The 14,144-nt window shown below is 64.5% G+C and carries 19 protein-coding genes and 1 tRNA gene; 11 read left to right on the top strand and 9 right to left on the bottom strand.

What is annotated here, in order from left to right; genetic code table 11:
- Window positions 1-23 precede the first annotated feature (23 nt).
- The 5 genes from hemC (at window position 24) to VGV07_RS21945 (ending at window position 4,589) form a co-directional block, all read left to right on the top strand.
- Window positions 24-959, top strand: coding sequence for a hydroxymethylbilane synthase (hemC, locus tag VGV07_RS21965; RefSeq protein WP_326870872.1), 936 nt, complete (start codon window positions 24-26; stop codon window positions 957-959).
- 13 nt (window positions 960-972) lie between these two features.
- Window positions 973-1,695, top strand: coding sequence for a uroporphyrinogen-III synthase (locus VGV07_RS21960; protein WP_326870892.1), 723 nt, complete (start codon window positions 973-975; stop codon window positions 1,693-1,695).
- A gap of 21 nt (window positions 1,696-1,716) precedes the next feature.
- Window positions 1,717-3,033 (top strand): hypothetical protein, encoded by a 1,317-nt coding sequence (locus tag VGV07_RS21955; RefSeq protein ID WP_326870871.1) that lies wholly within the window; start codon window positions 1,717-1,719, stop codon window positions 3,031-3,033.
- Window positions 3,030-4,424 carry a heme biosynthesis protein HemY gene (locus VGV07_RS21950; RefSeq protein ID WP_326870870.1) on the top strand — a complete coding sequence of 465 codons (1,395 nt, stop codon included), beginning with the start codon at window positions 3,030-3,032 and terminating at the stop codon, window positions 4,422-4,424. Before VGV07_RS21955 ends, VGV07_RS21950 begins: the two co-directional genes overlap by 4 nt.
- Window positions 4,425-4,513: 89 nt before the next feature.
- Window positions 4,514-4,589: transfer RNA gene (locus tag VGV07_RS21945), tRNA-Thr, on the top strand.
- A gap of 114 nt (window positions 4,590-4,703) precedes the next feature.
- Here the strand turns inward: VGV07_RS21945 and VGV07_RS21940 are convergent.
- The gene (locus VGV07_RS21940) at window positions 4,704-5,003 is read right to left on the bottom strand and encodes a hypothetical protein (protein ID WP_326870869.1); all 300 of its coding nucleotides are present in this window, start codon (window positions 5,001-5,003) and stop codon (window positions 4,704-4,706) included.
- A gap of 680 nt (window positions 5,004-5,683) precedes the next feature.
- Here VGV07_RS21940 and VGV07_RS21935 point away from each other — a divergent pair.
- Complete coding sequence (locus tag VGV07_RS21935) at window positions 5,684-6,337, top strand: hypothetical protein (protein WP_326870868.1); 654 nt, start codon at window positions 5,684-5,686, stop codon at window positions 6,335-6,337.
- A gap of 113 nt (window positions 6,338-6,450) precedes the next feature.
- Here the strand turns inward: VGV07_RS21935 and VGV07_RS21930 are convergent, their stop codons facing one another.
- On the bottom strand, window positions 6,451-7,176 hold the full coding sequence (locus tag VGV07_RS21930; protein WP_326870867.1) for a hypothetical protein: 726 nt from the start codon (window positions 7,174-7,176) through the stop codon (window positions 6,451-6,453).
- A gap of 773 nt (window positions 7,177-7,949) precedes the next feature.
- On the opposite strand from VGV07_RS21930, the gene VGV07_RS21925 reads away from it, so the two are divergent.
- Both VGV07_RS21925 and VGV07_RS21920 read left to right on the top strand, forming a co-directional pair.
- Window positions 7,950-8,135 (top strand): hypothetical protein, encoded by a 186-nt coding sequence (locus tag VGV07_RS21925; RefSeq protein ID WP_326870866.1) that lies wholly within the window; start codon window positions 7,950-7,952, stop codon window positions 8,133-8,135.
- Window positions 8,136-8,145: 10 nt separating this feature from the next.
- The gene (locus VGV07_RS21920) at window positions 8,146-8,454 is read left to right on the top strand and encodes a hypothetical protein (protein ID WP_326870865.1); all 309 of its coding nucleotides are present in this window, start codon (window positions 8,146-8,148) and stop codon (window positions 8,452-8,454) included.
- Window positions 8,455-8,834: 380 nt separating this feature from the next.
- Here VGV07_RS21920 and VGV07_RS21915 read toward each other — a convergent pair whose 3' ends face one another.
- From VGV07_RS21915 to VGV07_RS21895, 5 genes are all read right to left on the bottom strand, one after another.
- Window positions 8,835-9,287, bottom strand: coding sequence for a hypothetical protein (locus VGV07_RS21915; protein WP_326870864.1), 453 nt, complete (start codon window positions 9,285-9,287; stop codon window positions 8,835-8,837).
- Entirely contained in the window at window positions 9,284-9,709 is a 426-nt protein-coding gene (locus VGV07_RS21910) for a hypothetical protein (RefSeq protein WP_326870863.1), read from the bottom strand. Before VGV07_RS21910 ends, VGV07_RS21915 begins: the two co-directional genes overlap by 4 nt.
- Window positions 9,710-9,712: 3 nt before the next feature.
- Window positions 9,713-10,039 (bottom strand): hypothetical protein, encoded by a 327-nt coding sequence (locus VGV07_RS21905; protein WP_326870862.1) that lies wholly within the window; start codon window positions 10,037-10,039, stop codon window positions 9,713-9,715.
- Between the two features lie 71 nt (window positions 10,040-10,110).
- Window positions 10,111-10,902 (bottom strand): hypothetical protein, encoded by a 792-nt coding sequence (locus VGV07_RS21900; RefSeq protein ID WP_326870861.1) that lies wholly within the window; start codon window positions 10,900-10,902, stop codon window positions 10,111-10,113.
- A 73-nt stretch (window positions 10,903-10,975) separates the two neighbouring features.
- The gene (locus VGV07_RS21895; protein WP_326870860.1) at window positions 10,976-11,392 is read right to left on the bottom strand and encodes a hypothetical protein; all 417 of its coding nucleotides are present in this window, start codon (window positions 11,390-11,392) and stop codon (window positions 10,976-10,978) included.
- Between the two features lie 85 nt (window positions 11,393-11,477).
- Between VGV07_RS21895 and VGV07_RS21890 the strand changes: the two genes are divergently transcribed.
- From VGV07_RS21890 to VGV07_RS21880, 3 genes are read left to right on the top strand one after another with little or no spacing between them, the layout of a single operon-like run.
- Window positions 11,478-11,747 (top strand): helix-turn-helix transcriptional regulator, encoded by a 270-nt coding sequence (locus tag VGV07_RS21890; RefSeq protein ID WP_326870859.1) that lies wholly within the window; start codon window positions 11,478-11,480, stop codon window positions 11,745-11,747.
- Window positions 11,744-12,337, top strand: a complete 594-nt coding sequence (locus VGV07_RS21885) for a DUF3102 domain-containing protein (protein WP_326870858.1) — start codon at window positions 11,744-11,746, stop codon at window positions 12,335-12,337. Before VGV07_RS21890 ends, VGV07_RS21885 begins: the two co-directional genes overlap by 4 nt.
- A complete protein-coding gene (locus VGV07_RS21880; RefSeq protein WP_326870857.1) occupies window positions 12,330-12,860 on the top strand; it encodes a hypothetical protein in 531 nt (176 codons plus the stop codon). Before VGV07_RS21885 ends, VGV07_RS21880 begins: the two co-directional genes overlap by 8 nt.
- Window positions 12,861-13,095: 235 nt before the next feature.
- On the opposite strand, the gene VGV07_RS21875 is transcribed toward VGV07_RS21880, so the two are convergent.
- Both VGV07_RS21875 and VGV07_RS21870 read right to left on the bottom strand, forming a co-directional pair.
- Entirely contained in the window at window positions 13,096-13,872 is a 777-nt protein-coding gene (locus tag VGV07_RS21875; RefSeq protein WP_326870856.1) for a hypothetical protein, read from the bottom strand.
- Window positions 13,872-14,144, bottom strand: a complete 273-nt coding sequence (locus VGV07_RS21870; RefSeq protein WP_326870855.1) for a hypothetical protein — start codon at window positions 14,142-14,144, stop codon at window positions 13,872-13,874. The genes VGV07_RS21875 and VGV07_RS21870 overlap by 1 nt, the downstream gene beginning before the upstream one ends.

Below are 14,144 nucleotides of genomic sequence, written 5' to 3'. Positions count from 1 at the left end.
GCCTACAATAGGTATGAACTGAAATGCAATCGGCGCCGTTCCTCCGCATCGGGACCCGTGGCTCCACGCTGGCGCTGGCCCAGGCGCGCCTGACGCAACGACTGCTGGCCGAGGCGCATGGCGTCGACCTGGAGCGCATCGAGATCCGCGTCATCACCACCAGCGGCGACAGGCTGACCGATCGGCCGCTGAGCGAGGCCGGTGGCAAGGGGCTGTTCTCGCGCGAGATCGAGGCGGCACTGGCGGCCGGCGAAATCGATCTCGGCGTCCATTCGAGCAAGGACCTGGCGTCGTGGCTGCCCGAGGGGATGGTGCTGGCGGCGTTCCTCGAACGCGAGGACGTGCGCGATGCGTTCGTCTCGCTGAGCCATAAAAGCGTTGCTGCGCTGCCCCAGGGGGCCAAGCTCGGCTCGTCCTCGATCCGTCGCGCGGCGCAGATGCTGCGTGTGCGGTCCGACCTCGAAGTGGTGCAGTTTCGCGGCAATGTCGGCACTCGGTTGGCAAAACTCGAGGCCGGAATTGCCGACGCCACGCTCCTGGCGGTGGCCGGCCTCAATCGGCTGGGCATGCAGGACAAGATCACCGCCTATCTCGATCCGCTCGAGTTCCTGCCCGCGCCGGCGCAGGGCGCTATCGGCATCGAAATCCGCGAGGCCGACAGTCGCACCGTCGCGTTGGTCGAGGTGCTCAATCACGTGCCGACTGCCACCACGATCGCTGCCGAGCGGGCGCTGCTCGCAACTCTCGACGGTTCGTGTCGAACCCCGATCGGCGCGTTTACCGAATTGAATGGGGTTTCGTGCAGGTTGACCGCCGAAATCCTCAGCCCCGACGGCCACGAATTCTATCGCGGCTCGGTTGAAGGTGCGGCCACCAATGCCGCCAAACTCGGAACGCAACTGGGTGCGACGCTGTTGGAACAGGCAGGGCCGGAGTTCCAGCGGCAGTTCAAAGGATAGACTCGTCTTGAAAATGCTCGTGACCCGGCCAGACCCCGACGCGAGCGATACCGCCGCAAGGCTCGGTGCGCTCGGGATCGAGGGTGTGCCGTGTCCGCTGCTCGTGCACCAAACGCTCGAGGGGGGCCTGCCCGACCCCAGGGGCTTTGCCGCGCTGGTGCTCACCAGTTCCAACGCGTTGCGCGCCCTCGACGAGCGCGGCGTGCTCGATCGCTATCGCAGACTTCCGGTCTACTCCGTCGGCAACCGCACGGCCGCCGTGGCGCGCGAGATGGGGTTCGAGACGGTGACCAGCGCCGATGGCGCCTTCGCCGACCTGGTCGAGCTGCTGGCGCATGCGCCGCTGGCTGGTCCGATCTTCTATCCGGCGGCGCGCGACATGTCGGCGGACCTCGGAAAGTCGCTGGCGCCGTTCGGGCGCATGGTGATCACCGCTGAAGTCTATGCCATGAATCCGGTGGCGGCGCTGCCCGATGGTCTCGTCGACCGGCTCAATGGTGGCGAGATCGACGCGGCTCTGTTTTATTCGAAGCGCACCGCACAGACCTTCGTGCGGTTGGTGGAGCGCGGGCTGGAAAAGCCGGCACGAGCGCGTTTCGGCGTGCTTTGCCTGTCCGAGGCGGTTGCCGCGCCGCTGCTCGATGCCCATTTCGTGCGGGTCGGTCTCGCCGATCATCCCAGCGAGGAGGCAATGATGGGACTTGCCTTGTCGTTCGCTCGCGACCAAAACCCATGAAGCTAAGCAAGGAAGTGCCGCATGGCTGAACGCAAGTCGGGGCCCGTCAAGCCGCCGGTCATCGAGCTCACGGCGCGGGAGGCCGAGAAGCCGGCCGCTGCGACGACGGCAAGTGGCAAGGCTGCCGAGGCTGCCGACGCCACGTCGAGCGAGGCGAGCCCCGCCGCGGAAGAACCTTTGCGTCCGTCGCCGCCTCCGCCGCCACGACCGCAGGCGCGGCTCGCCATGCCATGGAGCGCCATCTCGATTGCCGCGGTCGCCGGGGCGCTGCTCGGCGCCGGCATCGTTTATGGGCTCGGCAACTGGCTGCCGCTGCCAAACCAGCGCCCGCTGATCGCCGACCCCGCGGCACGACTCGACGCGACCGACAGCAGCCTCAGCGAAATCGAAACCCGCCTCGCCGCGCTCGAGGGGCAATCGCCGCGGCTCACGGCTCTCGAAGAGCAGGGCAAGCGCACGCAGGTCAGCCTTGATGCGACCATCGCGCAATTCGACCGCGGGTTGAACGAAGTGCGACAGGCAGTTGCGGCCCTACCGAGCGCGCCGGTTGTGGATCTCGCGCCGATCGAAGCCCAGCTGAAAGGCCTCGAGGACCGGGTGACGGCAATCGGCGCCGGTGCCTCTTCTGCCGATGCGACGGCCCTGGCGCAGACCATCAGCGATATCGAGGCCGGCATCGCCGAGTTGCGCACCCAGCTGGCGGCACTCGACCAGCGGGTGGCCGCCGCCGACAGCGCAATCGGCGGCCTCAAGGGCGATGTGTCGGAAACGCAGAGCGCCATTTCGACGCAGAACCAGTCGCTCGGCGCCGCCGATATCGGCCCCGCAGTGCGCCTGCCATTGATGGTGTCGGGGCTCGAAACTGCCATCGCCAACGGCCGGCCATTCGCGGCCGAACTCGCCGGCCTCAAGACGCTGCTGCCCGACCTCGCGGTGCCCGGACCGGTGGAGGCTGCTGCGACCGAAGGCCTGCCGCGGCCCGATGCAGTGGTGGCGCAGTTCACCGCGGCGGTGCCGAACGTGCTTGCCGGCCGCGCCGCGGTCTCTACCGGGGATATGGGCGAGGATGCGCTCGAGTGGATGAAGGGGTTATTGGCGCTTCGCCCAGTCGGCGAAGTGGCCGGTGATACACCCGAGGCGATCGTCTCGCGGCTCGAAGCGGCGGTCGGCCGGCACGATTTCAAGGCGGCGGCGGAGCTCCTGGCGCAGTTGCCGCCGGCGATGCAGGCCGGGGCCGGCCCGTCCGGCGCGGATATTGCCAAGCTCGCCGCAGCCGAAGGCTTCGTCACCGAGTTGCGCGGCCGGGCGCTGGCGCCGACGGCGGAGGCTATTCCGTGATCAGGCTCGCCTACTGGCTCATCTTCAGCCTCCTGGTGACTGCCGGGATCGCCTGGCTGATCGGCCTGCCGGGAACGCTCACCATCGAGTTCCTCGATTTCCGCATGCAACCGCGGCTGGGCGTCGCCGCGTTCCTCGCGGTGGCGGGGGTGGTGCTGATCATCCTCATCTGGGGCATCGTCAAGCGCATCATCGCGGCGCCCTACTACATCGCCCGGCAATCGCGCGAACGGCGCAAGGACGCCGGCTTCATGGCGCTGTCGGACGGCTTCATCGCGCTACAGGCGGGTGATGCCAACCGGGCCCGGCAGCTGGCGCGCGAGGCGCGTGGCAACCTGCCGCGCAATGCCGCGGCACAATTGCTCGAGGCCCGTGCCGACCTGGCGCTGGGCGACATGCATTCGGCCCGCGAGCATTACCGGGCGCTGATCACCAACCGCAAAACGGCGCTCGCCGCGCTCTCCGGCCTCTACGATCAGGCGCGCCAACAGGGGCGCCCCGATGCGGCACTGACCTTCGCGCAGAAGGCCATCGACATCTCGCCGCAGGCGCCCTGGGCGCGCGAGGCGGTGTTTGACGACCTGACCCGCAATGGCCGCTGGGACGAGGCCTACCGGATGATCGCCGACGAGCAGGCGGTGACGCGCGAGGAAAAGACCCGCAAGCGCCGCCGCCAGGCGGTGGTCGAGGCGGCGCGGGCGCAGATCGCCGAAGGCACCGACCCGCACGCGGCGCTCGAGCATGCGCTCAGTGCGCTGAAGCTGGTGCCGGATTTTGTGCCGGCGGCGCTGATCGCGGCGCGCATCTACTCCAATCGCAACGAAGCGCGGCGGGCCATGAGCCTGTTGCGACGGGTGTGGCGCGCCACGTCGCACCCCGATATCGCGACGCTGTTCGCCAACTCGCTGCCGGGCGTCTCGGCCGTGGACCGGCTTAAGCGCATCAAGGAACTGATCGATACACCGCCGCCCAACAAGGCCAGCGCGCTGGTGCTGGCACGGGCCTCGATCGATGCCTTCGACTGGGTCGGGGCCCGGCAGGCGCTGGCCGGCTATGCCAATGCCAACCCCTCGCAGGCGGTGTGCCTCCTGATGGCTGAGATCGAGGAAGGTCAATCCGGCGACAAGGGCAAGGCGCGCGACTGGCTGAACCGCGCCGTGCGCGCGCCGCGCGATCCGGTGTGGACCGCCGACGGCATCACCGCCGACGAATGGGAGCCGCTGTCGCCGGTCACCGGCAAGCTCGATGCCTTCGAATGGCGGGTGCCGACCAGCGCGGTTGCCACCCGCACCGGCATCACCACGCCGGCCCTGCCGGAAGGCGCGCCGCCGCCGGCACCGACCGAGCCAGAAAAGCCACAGGGCGGACCGCTGGCACTGCCCGAAGCCTGAGCCTGTTCGCTATGGCCTCAAGCGCACTTGCGCGTGACAGGCGTCGCTTGTATTAGACCCCGCACCAGCGCATCGCTCGCGCCGGTCAGGCCGCATTAGCTCAGTCGGTAGAGCATCTCATTCGTAATGAGGGGGTCGCTGGTTCGAATCCGGCATGCGGCACCACCTTTTCCGGGCTTCTCGGCGCTCGGCGCGCTCGATAAGTTTCCGCCAGTAAGCAGATAGTAAGCACGCACAGCCGTTTCCGGTTAGTCGTTCGCGGACTGCTCGCTGGGGCGCTCAGTCATCCCACACCGCAAATAGTTCACCTCCGAGCAACTCCACCGCGGCGACCGCGACCAATGGCACTGATTGTTTGCTGGGTTGGCGCGAGGGCCGCAATCCCCCCGGAGCATCGATGGCCCGCTCGATCGCATTGATGGCCATCCCGCAATCATCTGCTCGTGTGTGGATATCTTCAACTAAGGCCGGCCGCTGCTTTCTCGGTGAACCGCTCTTCACAATTCCCATCCTGCGCCTCTTTGCCGCGACGGCCTTTTGCGTTCGGCCCAGCAGGCTGGCCAGGTCCCGGTCGGACACGCTTTGCTCTGCCTCACGCACGGCCCTCAGATCCCAACTGAGCCATACCTTCCGGCGCAGGGTCTGGAGAGCCAACCTTCCACGTCGCGTGCTGATCGCTGTAACCGTTCTGCCAGGCAGCATTGCAGCCAGTTCGTGATTGGACCTCTGCCGATTCTTGCTGAGTATACGAAGTTCATGAGGTTGCCAGCTTGCCACTTTCCAGCGTGCCGGGTTCACGCCGAGCAGTCTGCGCCTCGCGAGGATTGCGTAACGAGTCCGGTGAGGGAGTGCTTGCTCCAGTAGCTTTATCGTTGCGCCTGCGGCTGAAACGAGTTCGAGTTCCCAGCCCTCCCAACGTGGCCAGACGTCGGGGCGCTTGGGTGCATCCAGCGGGCCCTCAACTGACCGCCCAGAACTTGCACCGCCCGGATGTGCGTCCTGTGATCCCATTTTCCGCCTCTCCATGCGTTTCGCTCGAAGTACTTGCGTGAGTTCGTCTCGGCATCGAGTTCGGCGCGCGACCAGTTGCGCTGCCTAGCTCTCTCGAGGATCTGATCGAGGAGCGCGTTGCCGGTCGGCTTGAGTGGGCGAGGTGCCCGGAAATACCCATCGGCCCGAGCACGGCCGCAGATGCCTCGCCAGGTTCGTTCGGGTAGCGCCGAAAGAAGCTCCTCTTTGGTTGCTCTGGGATACAGCCGATGAAGCTTGAACAGTTCGTTCGCGTCCCATTGTCGGGCGCCGGGCTTCGTTATGCCCATCCGTCCCGCCTTGCTGTGATGGGCTGGCCGGGTCCGCCGGGTGTTAAGAACCATTACGGCGTCGTAGTTAGGGTAGCCGTGCCGCAGGTGGCCGGCTTCAGGCTGCTCCCAAAGGGGATGGCCGTTCGGGGTGAAGCCGCGCAGCATCATCTGGCGTCGGCTATTCTCGGCGGAAATCGCGCCCCGGGCGAAGTGGCTGAGACTCATCTCCTCACCTCCTGCGCAGCACGGTCTGCCTTCTGGCGCTATTGCGGAACAGCGTCAGATGACCTTTCCTCAGTTTTTCTACCGGAGGGCGGGATGTCGCTGGACAATTCGGAGGTTCGCAAAGTGCTCGTCGACCTCCTAAGGATCGCTAGGGTTGCTATGCCTCCCCACCTGCAGGCGCAGGACATCCGCCTTATCGCCGCCGAGCAGATGATTGCCGCCCTCGATGCCGAGCCAGATGCTGACATCGTCGAAGGGCTGAACCTGTTCCTGCAGGAGGATTTCGCGCCTGCGTCAAGGTCAGAGGCGATTGCGGCCATCCTCAGGGATTGGCTTGTCGGGCACGGATATCTGCAGCCGGCGCCTGCGATTGAGGAGCGGCATTAGAGGTGCCACCAAAAGACCCTGGAGCGGGCGGCATTGGAGGGTGCGCTACCGGCGATCCCTCACACAGCTCACAACCGTCGCGTTTGAGGCGAGCGGGAACTGGCAGTGAAAATCTACGCAGCTTCGCGGAGAGTAGCGTCATTCGCGTTCAGCGGGATGATCTTTGATGCCCACTGCGACAGGAGGGCGATATCGCCAGTATCGACCTTATTCTGATCTGACAGAACCGCTACGCCGGAGACCGGCGCATCGAGTTGAGCGATATCCTGAAATTTGACGATAGCGCCGTTGATGGACACGTGGTGTGGAGTGACCAGATCAAAAACTGAGACGTGATCACCCGCGTCGATACGAGCAGCAAATTTCCGTTTCTTTGTGGATCCGCCTGCAATCTCCACATCCAAGGATACTCGATCGCGGAAGGTGTGCCGCAGGCGATCCTGTAGATTGGCCCGCAACGACTGCTCAAGGTCGACAGTCATTTTTTCGGCGGTGCGCTCAACCGCCTGCCTACTCGCTGCTGCCGCAAAGATTATCGTACTAGGTAGCCATTCGCGAGTGACACGCGCCGCAAACATCATGTGGCCATCGAACTCAACACCGTTCATCGCGGCGACCGCGGGCGCCAGCTTGAGATAAGTGCTCGCCCCCCCCATGTGCTCGGCCGCAACATAGCCGTTCCCCTGGTCGTTGACGATGAACTGGTCATCGTCGCGCCGCACCCGAATAACAACCGGTGCCCCGCCTGGGTATAGGATTGGCAGCGCGACCAGGCCGTCGCCGCCATCCAAATCGATCATAACGAGATCATGGATAACGTCGTTGAGCAACGAACGCATCTGTTCAGGTCGGGTTGTCATGCTAGCAGTCGCAGCCACGTCGGATCCTCTAACCAAAGTTCCGGGATAACGAAGCGGTCCCGCACAGAGTGCAAGATATCGTGAAAAGTTTCAAACCTTTGCTCCATGGGGAGAGCTACCGGAAGGTTAAGTTGAGGACTTAGCATGTCGAGGCCGTAGGGGACATTGTCTTGAAACGAATGCACGTGGGCGCCGGCAACTCTGGGGGGAGCAGGGGCGAACCGGCGCTGGTTTTCGTGATGCGGTGGAATTCCTACCGGGTCGAACTCAAGGCGCCCCAGATGCCACCCCTGACCGCCCAGGTTTGCAAAAAGACACGCCGCCATACCATGGAACGGACGCCCTTCGGGTACGGCGCGCGGGCCTGTGATTTCGAGGCGTAGTCCAGAGGTGATCACGCCGTCAATTGCTAGAGGGCAGACGACACGAAGGCGCTCGATCCCGTTGCCTTCAATGGGCTCCCATGTTGGGAATCCCAATGGATGCTTGGTCGTGCCATTAATGGCCGCTAGTTCCTCAAGGATTTTGGCGTGCGTCGGAATGGCGAACTACTTCCATGGCGGCCGGCTAAGACGCTGCGGGCTCCAATTTCTAGCAGCCGCAGATACCTCTCTACTCAAGTATCGACTCCTTGATTGGCCGTCGATAGGTCCTCGGTTGCTTCTTTTGCCATCCTTCGCCGCCAAAGGGGCGGGATGGCGAGTGATTTGGGGGCGGTGTAGGGTCGCGCCGAGGGCGAGGGGAGACGCGCTATGAACGGACGAATTGTCCTGATGCTGGTGCTGGTGGTGGCCTACCTCGCCGCGCCGTGGGTGCTGATCCTCTACTTGGCGGGACAGGGCCTCGTCCCCCTCGCGGCCGTGGGCTTCATCTGGATTACCGGGCTGGTCGCCCTAATCACCAACGACCGCGCGAATGCGTGGTTCAAGGGCGAGTAAGGGGGCGAGCATGGACTGGGCTTCGACCGTCAACAAGGCGCTGACTAACCAACTGATCGAGCTGTCTATGCGACAGGCTGACCGGGCAATGACGTACAGCGGCTGGACCCTCGGCGGCGTGCTACTCGCCGGCGTGAGCGTCTGGCGCGCCTTGAGCGACAGCGGTTGGTGGTGGCTCTCGGCCCTTGCCGGGGTGATCCTGTTCGTTGCCAGCGCCACGTTATGGATCAACGCGAAGGTCGAAGTTCGTTACCTCGACCGGCAGCTCGACGCGGTGGACCGCAACTGGCCGAGCGCGCCGATAGACCTTACGACCTGAGCCGGCGCTCGATCGGCCTCAGTGCTGTCGAGGCCCCTGTGGTCCCGGCCGTTGCCAACGTTAGCGCGTAAAGTCGGGCGCTCAGGCGATGCCGCGCCTCACGATGCGGCAGTATGGCCAACCACTCGCCCGGCAACAATGCGCCTTTGTCGGCATTGCAGCGCGCGCAGGCCGCCACCCGGTTCAATCTAAACCATGCCTCTGACGGGATGCTGACGAACTCGGAGAGCCTCGAGCGCGGGAACACATGATCGAGCGTCGCCAGATTGTCGGGGAACGGTCCATGCGCAGGGAAGCAGGACCGGTGCACCAGGGCGCATGAGCAGTAGAAACACCTGCGCCACCTTCGAGGAAGCAGAAAGGGCCCGTAGGCCCCTCCGCTAAACCGCAGCCTCATCGTGTTCACGGTCCGCAGAATTGATCATGTGAGCGGCGCCGTGGCTGAAAATGTCAAAGCCCCAGCCGAGCGAATATTCCAAGTCGGAGTTATCGCCCTCGCCGTCGACAATGAGCTTGCTGCCGACCATCACTGCGAGCCCACCCAGGGATGGCTCTAGGTCGCCGTTGGCTTCGTCGGCATCGCTGTCCTCATCGTCCCAATCGTTCGGCTCCCCTTCATCGAGCGGATCTCCGCCCTCTCGATCCTCGGTTTCACCAACTGAGCCAGCAAGCCACGGCTCGAGGTCGGTATCTCCATCCATCCTGTTGAGCGCTTCGATCAGCGACAGCATAGCGTCCTGTAGCTGCTCGAGCCGAGCCTCAACGACCTGACGCCATTCGACGGGATCAACGCCGCGCGGGCACCCGTGAGGGCGCAGAAAGGGCGCGTTCATCGGCCTGCGTCCCGGCGATAGATCGCCTTGAGGTCGAGATCGGTCTTGCGAAGCTGACGCAGCAACGTGTGCTGCGCCTCGTCGGCCTCTTCGCAAGCCAGCTTCCACGCGGCGCGCGTACTATTCTCGTCGTCCAGTTTCACGTCGCGAGGCGTGCGGGCGACGAGCTTGCCGTCCTCATCACGGACGGTGAGCCAAGTTGCCTCGTAGGCCTGCCACGCCAGAGCCTTGGCATCCTGTGTGCGGTTCCAGTCGCTAACCGCCGCCATCACTTCGGGCGAGACCGAGAACGACGGGCTTCCGACCTTCACGAACACTGGCTTGACCGCTTCGGCCACCGCGACCGAGGAAACGCCGGCACCGGCTGCAGCGAAGCCGAGCGCCTTGAGGACAGAACGCCTCGTGATACTACTGGTGCCCATGGCTCAACCCTCCATCGCAAGCTGACGAACGCGCGCAAAGAACGCGTCGCGGAAATCGCTGTCGCCATCGTCGGTCTCGACAACGAACTGCATCGCCAGCTCGCGCGCACCGGCAGGGGTGGATCCCGTGATGCGCTCCTGCAGGTCGAGATAGCGGGCGAAGTTTTCGTCGCCGGAGCCTTCGCGCAAGGCGAGCCATTCCGGAAAGAGGGTCGAGATAGGTGATGAGGTCCCGGCTGCCGTCACGGCACTTGCCGAGACAATGGCAGCTGTGGAGACAAGCGCGCCTATGAGTGCGCCGCGGCGAGTGATATTCTGTACCTTGTCCATTTCTGGCCTCGATGGGTTTGGGATGGAAAGGCCGGGGCCGTTGTGCCGCAACTGTCCCGGCCGCTCGCTGATCAGGCTTGCTTGGCTGGCGCCTCCTCTGCGATGCGCAGCACCGAAGCGGCGAAGTCACCGGCCCAAGGCCAAGCCTCAACACAAGTCACGCGACACCATCTTTCGACCTTGCCGAAGGCGGCGAGCGCCTGAGCGTGGATCACCACGCCGGCCATAGTCGCGGGAGGCTCGGCCATGATTGCCCCGATGTGGGCTACCAGCGCTTCGCACGCGGTTGACGCGGCCCGTTCGGCGGGCTTGTACCCGCACCAGTCCCGTATCCGTGCCGTCTCGGCGTAGTAGCGCTCTGCCACCTGTAACCGCGCTTCGCTATCTGCCAGGGTCGGGCGCCAACCATCCGCCGTGTCCGAGCCGTAGAAGTATGCGACCGAGAAAGGGCGGGCCGGGTCCTTGCGGGCGCGGCTGATAGCCTTCCGCAACGCCTCCACTGGCGTCCGGGCGTCGTCCAGCGTCCAAAGGTCCCACACCTCACCGCCATCACGCCGGAAGCCAGCTCCGGCCACGTCCCGCTCAAGCGCGTTGTGGGTGTGCGTACTCCGCAGCAGGGCCTTGGGGGCGCTCGGCCATTTCGCCATGCCGCGCCGATAGGCAGCGTTCTTTGCTGCGAGCGCGGCGACGTAGGCCGCCTCGAGGCTCGGAAGTTCATCGGCAAGGCGGAGCAGCGTCGGGCTCTCGGCCACGGCAATTGCAGCAGCGCCCGCAAGTGCCACGGTCGCGCCGGCAGCAGAGGCAGACGCCAGCCCAAGCAGCAGCCGGCGGCGGTTGAGGGTGGGGGACTGTAGTTTGAACATGGTTGGCCTCTTGGTCGGGGGAAGTTGGCCGGCGCCACCGCAACAGGGTGCCGGGGCGCTCGCTGGCGAGTGGCTACGCAGCGAGCGACTGGGATGCAGCGGCGGTGGTTTCGAGCAACTGGAGTTCGATGCCGAGGTCGGCGCGGCGCTGGCTGGTGCGGACACCCCACGGGGCGTAGTCGAGCACCTGCAGCTCGCCGCGGATTTCGACGATGCGAGCTGAACGGGCCATCGGGTCCATGCGGGCGGCAAGGTCAGCCTGCGAAGCACGGATGCGCGCCTGCAACTCAGTGGCAAGGCGGGTAGCCTCACGGGCGTTGGCGGTGCTGGCCTCGGCCTTGGCATCTTCCCATGCGCGGCGCAGCATCTTAGCGAAAAAGGGGCGGAGGAACGCACGGCTGCCAGTCTCGTCACCGGCTGCGAACACTGCGGGGCGGGCCAGACGGTAGGCGGCCCAGGCAGAGCGGAGGATTTCGGAGCGGTTGAACATCGGGACTTCCTGTTGCTCGATTTCGCTAACAGGTGTATGTATCGCATACGCTTGTATGCATTGCAACTGAAAAGCATACGCTTGTATGCGTTTTGTGGAGTTACTCGATTTGGCAAACCTGACGCCAGAGGCAAACCGCGCGGCCCGCGCCATACTGAAGTGGTCAGTCCGAGACCTGGCAGACGCGGCAGGGGTGGCGTTCACGACCGTTCATCGGTTCGAGAGCACCGGCGTAGCCACAGACACGACCAAGGCCAAACTGGTGGCGGCTTATGCTGCGGAGGATGTGGAAATCACCAACGGAGACGGTACGGGAGCGAGGCTGTTGCTTAAGAAACCGGGGGCGCCCGAATGACAACATCGAACATTGCCGGCGCCATCAACGACGCGCACGCCAACGTCGAAAAAGCCAAGCGCCAGGCCGTGGTCTTCGCCATCGAGTGCGGGAAGCTATTGGAGCAAGCGAAGGCGACGGTTCCTCATGGCAGCTGGAAACCATGGCTGGCTGAGCACTGCACGTTCTCGGAGCGCACGGCGCAGCTTTACATGAAGGTTGCGAAACATGTCGGCCACGATCCGGCAAAAGCGCAACGCGTTGCGGATTTGAGTCTGCGGGAACTGGCCGTGCTGATGGCTAAGCCCAGCCGAGACGAGCGCGAGGCCGGGGACCTGCTTGCCGTCTGGTACGGGACGGAGAACGCTTCGCGCATCCAGTTCGCCGCGGAGCTTCTGGAGCGTGGCGATATCGACCTGCGCACGTATCGCACCCTATGCGCCGCGGCCGGGATGACTGCGGAACTGGCCGCTGGGCGCGCGGCGGAGTGGCTAGCGGCGCATATCCCACCGGAACGCCATCAGGAATTCATCGCAAATCTCGGAAAGGCCGACACTGTGGAAGTGGCGCGCGAGCTGGGCGCCATACTAGGACGGCGGACGAATGCGTAACGCCCCGCTGCACGGCTCAACCGGTGAGGCCGGGCACCCGGTCGTCGGGCGCGCGAAGGTCAGTTGGGCGCGTGGGTTCTTCCGTCTTTGGGCGGTGCTCGCCGGGGTATGGCTGTTGATCTGTTCCGGCTTCCTCGTGTCGTCATTGCTCAACCCCTACGTGCCCGAACGGCTTATTGTCCGGAACTCGGAGACCCGTCAGTTTGAGTTCGTTCCTTCCTATGGAGCGCTTTACAGGGCCTTGGAAGCATCTGTCGCGAAGGGAACCTTTATCGCCCATGCGCTGGAGAATGGGCGGCTCTACGCCCGAGCGACAGTCACACCCGAACAATTGAGTGAAATGCTGGCGGGAGCCGCTCCCTTCATGGAGGGGGCCGCCGAGAGAACCAAATCGGAGGCGCGCATCACTGGACTACTAAATTGGTTTTGGGCCGCCGTCTTCTGGCCCATGGCGATCCTAGCTGTTGGTGCTGCCTTCGGTTGGGCCTTTGTGGGCTTCAAGCGAAGTGAGGGTGATCGCTGAATAGCGGCACACCGAAGAGACGTCCCAGGCGTTACAGGTCGTTGCCTGCTAGCGACTGAGCGCGGCCACAGGTTTCCCATTGATCAGCCATTGTTTTCAATGGGCGCCGTCCGGCCTGTTTCCCGCCTGTATTTACAGGACGGCGAGGGTCTGGCGAACCTCCCGAAGCAATTGCTCAAGGTCGGCTCGATCACGCCGGGCTTCCTTGGTCGCGCCGCCGTGCAGATAACGTCCATTACGCGGCCCTTCGGGTGCCCCCGACCTTGCCCCGTGGAACCGGCACACCTTCCACCCCATCACAGCCGGCCCCCTGCACCGGTTGCCGGTGCGCTTCGAGGTGGCTGAGCACTGTTTCGCGTTCGGAAAGACGCCGCACATGAGGTTGATGCTCCAATTCTTCGGACACCCCGACCCCCTCTTCGGTGTCGGCAGTCTCTTGGTGAAGGTGATAGTGCCGGTGCTCGACCACGACTTTCTGGGCGCCGCTACGGTGTTTCTTGAGGGCCTCCACCTGCGTAGTGAAGGTTCGGGCCAGGCGGTTCATTGAGCGCTCGTAGAACTCCAGCCGGTCGATTGTGCCAGCGTTGCGCATGTCGGTGGCCATGCGGACTGTGGCGCTGTGGACGGCCGCCATCTGCACCGCCAGCATGGCCTCGATCTCGTCCTTGGGTTCCACACCCTGGACCAGCGCCATGTGGCCGCGGAATACCTTGTCGTCACGGCTCGTCGTTTCGTCCTTCGATGATTGTGAGAAGGCAGCCACGTGGGCGATGAGCAGGCGGGCGAAGTCCCAGTCGTGCGTGCCGATCGAGGCGTAGAACACGTCCGAGCCGGCGCCCTTCGGGTCGGGATGGTCAAGGGCAATCTTGGCCTCGAGAACCCCGTCCACTTCCGAGTAGGTCGTGCCCATCTTCGGGCGCGGCTTGAGTTTCTCGCGCGCCCTGACACCTTCAGCAATGGCGCGCTCTGTTTCGCTCGGCTGATAGGGATCTTTAGTAGCCACCTCGGTCATCAGTGCACCGCGGTCATGGTGGCGAGGAAGTCCCGCCAGGCGATCATATTGCCGATCGGGTCTTGGTCGGGATCGACTATAGCGGGCACTGCAACGCCTGCCTGCTGGAGCGGAATGCGCAACGCGTCAACCATCCGGATCTTGGTCATGGCATCGTCGCCACTGCCGGGATCAAGAAGCCACGGCAAGTCGCCATGCAACTGACCCACCATCTGGCGTGTCCACCAATAGGCGAAACCGATGTCGTCCTGCAGCTCGAGGTCAGGCAGCAT

Source organism: Devosia sp. (assembly GCF_035944845.1).
In the GTDB taxonomy this organism is placed as follows: domain Bacteria; phylum Pseudomonadota; class Alphaproteobacteria; order Rhizobiales; family Devosiaceae; genus Devosia_A.
Note: the sequence above shows the minus strand (reverse complement) of the source record. Positions and strands in the feature narration are given on the sequence as shown.

Excerpts from the sequence above, each read along its gene's own strand:
- hemC (WP_326870872.1), top strand. The coding sequence starts at position 24 with ATGCAATCGGCGCCGTTCCTCCGCATCGGGACCCGTGGCTCCACGCTG.
- VGV07_RS21960 (WP_326870892.1), top strand. The coding sequence starts at position 973 with ATGCTCGTGACCCGGCCAGACCCCGACGCGAGCGATACCGCCGCAAGG.
- VGV07_RS21955 (WP_326870871.1), top strand. The coding sequence starts at position 1,717 with ATGGCTGAACGCAAGTCGGGGCCCGTCAAGCCGCCGGTCATCGAGCTC.
- VGV07_RS21935 (WP_326870868.1), top strand. The coding sequence starts at position 5,684 with ATGAAGCTTGAACAGTTCGTTCGCGTCCCATTGTCGGGCGCCGGGCTT.
- VGV07_RS21930 (WP_326870867.1), bottom strand. The coding sequence starts at position 7,176 with ATGCGTTCGTTGCTCAACGACGTTATCCATGATCTCGTTATGATCGAT.
- VGV07_RS21925 (WP_326870866.1), top strand. The coding sequence starts at position 7,950 with ATGAACGGACGAATTGTCCTGATGCTGGTGCTGGTGGTGGCCTACCTC.
- VGV07_RS21920 (WP_326870865.1), top strand. The coding sequence starts at position 8,146 with ATGGACTGGGCTTCGACCGTCAACAAGGCGCTGACTAACCAACTGATC.
- VGV07_RS21915 (WP_326870864.1), bottom strand. The coding sequence starts at position 9,287 with ATGAACGCGCCCTTTCTGCGCCCTCACGGGTGCCCGCGCGGCGTTGAT.
- VGV07_RS21910 (WP_326870863.1), bottom strand. The coding sequence starts at position 9,709 with ATGGGCACCAGTAGTATCACGAGGCGTTCTGTCCTCAAGGCGCTCGGC.
- VGV07_RS21905 (WP_326870862.1), bottom strand. The coding sequence starts at position 10,039 with ATGGACAAGGTACAGAATATCACTCGCCGCGGCGCACTCATAGGCGCG.
- VGV07_RS21900 (WP_326870861.1), bottom strand. The coding sequence starts at position 10,902 with ATGTTCAAACTACAGTCCCCCACCCTCAACCGCCGCCGGCTGCTGCTT.
- VGV07_RS21895 (WP_326870860.1), bottom strand. The coding sequence starts at position 11,392 with ATGTTCAACCGCTCCGAAATCCTCCGCTCTGCCTGGGCCGCCTACCGT.
- VGV07_RS21890 (WP_326870859.1), top strand. The coding sequence starts at position 11,478 with ATGCGTTTTGTGGAGTTACTCGATTTGGCAAACCTGACGCCAGAGGCA.
- VGV07_RS21885 (WP_326870858.1), top strand. The coding sequence starts at position 11,744 with ATGACAACATCGAACATTGCCGGCGCCATCAACGACGCGCACGCCAAC.
- VGV07_RS21880 (WP_326870857.1), top strand. The coding sequence starts at position 12,330 with ATGCGTAACGCCCCGCTGCACGGCTCAACCGGTGAGGCCGGGCACCCG.
- VGV07_RS21875 (WP_326870856.1), bottom strand. The coding sequence starts at position 13,872 with ATGACCGAGGTGGCTACTAAAGATCCCTATCAGCCGAGCGAAACAGAG.
- VGV07_RS21870 (WP_326870855.1), bottom strand. The coding sequence starts at position 14,144 with ATGCTGCCTGACCTCGAGCTGCAGGACGACATCGGTTTCGCCTATTGG.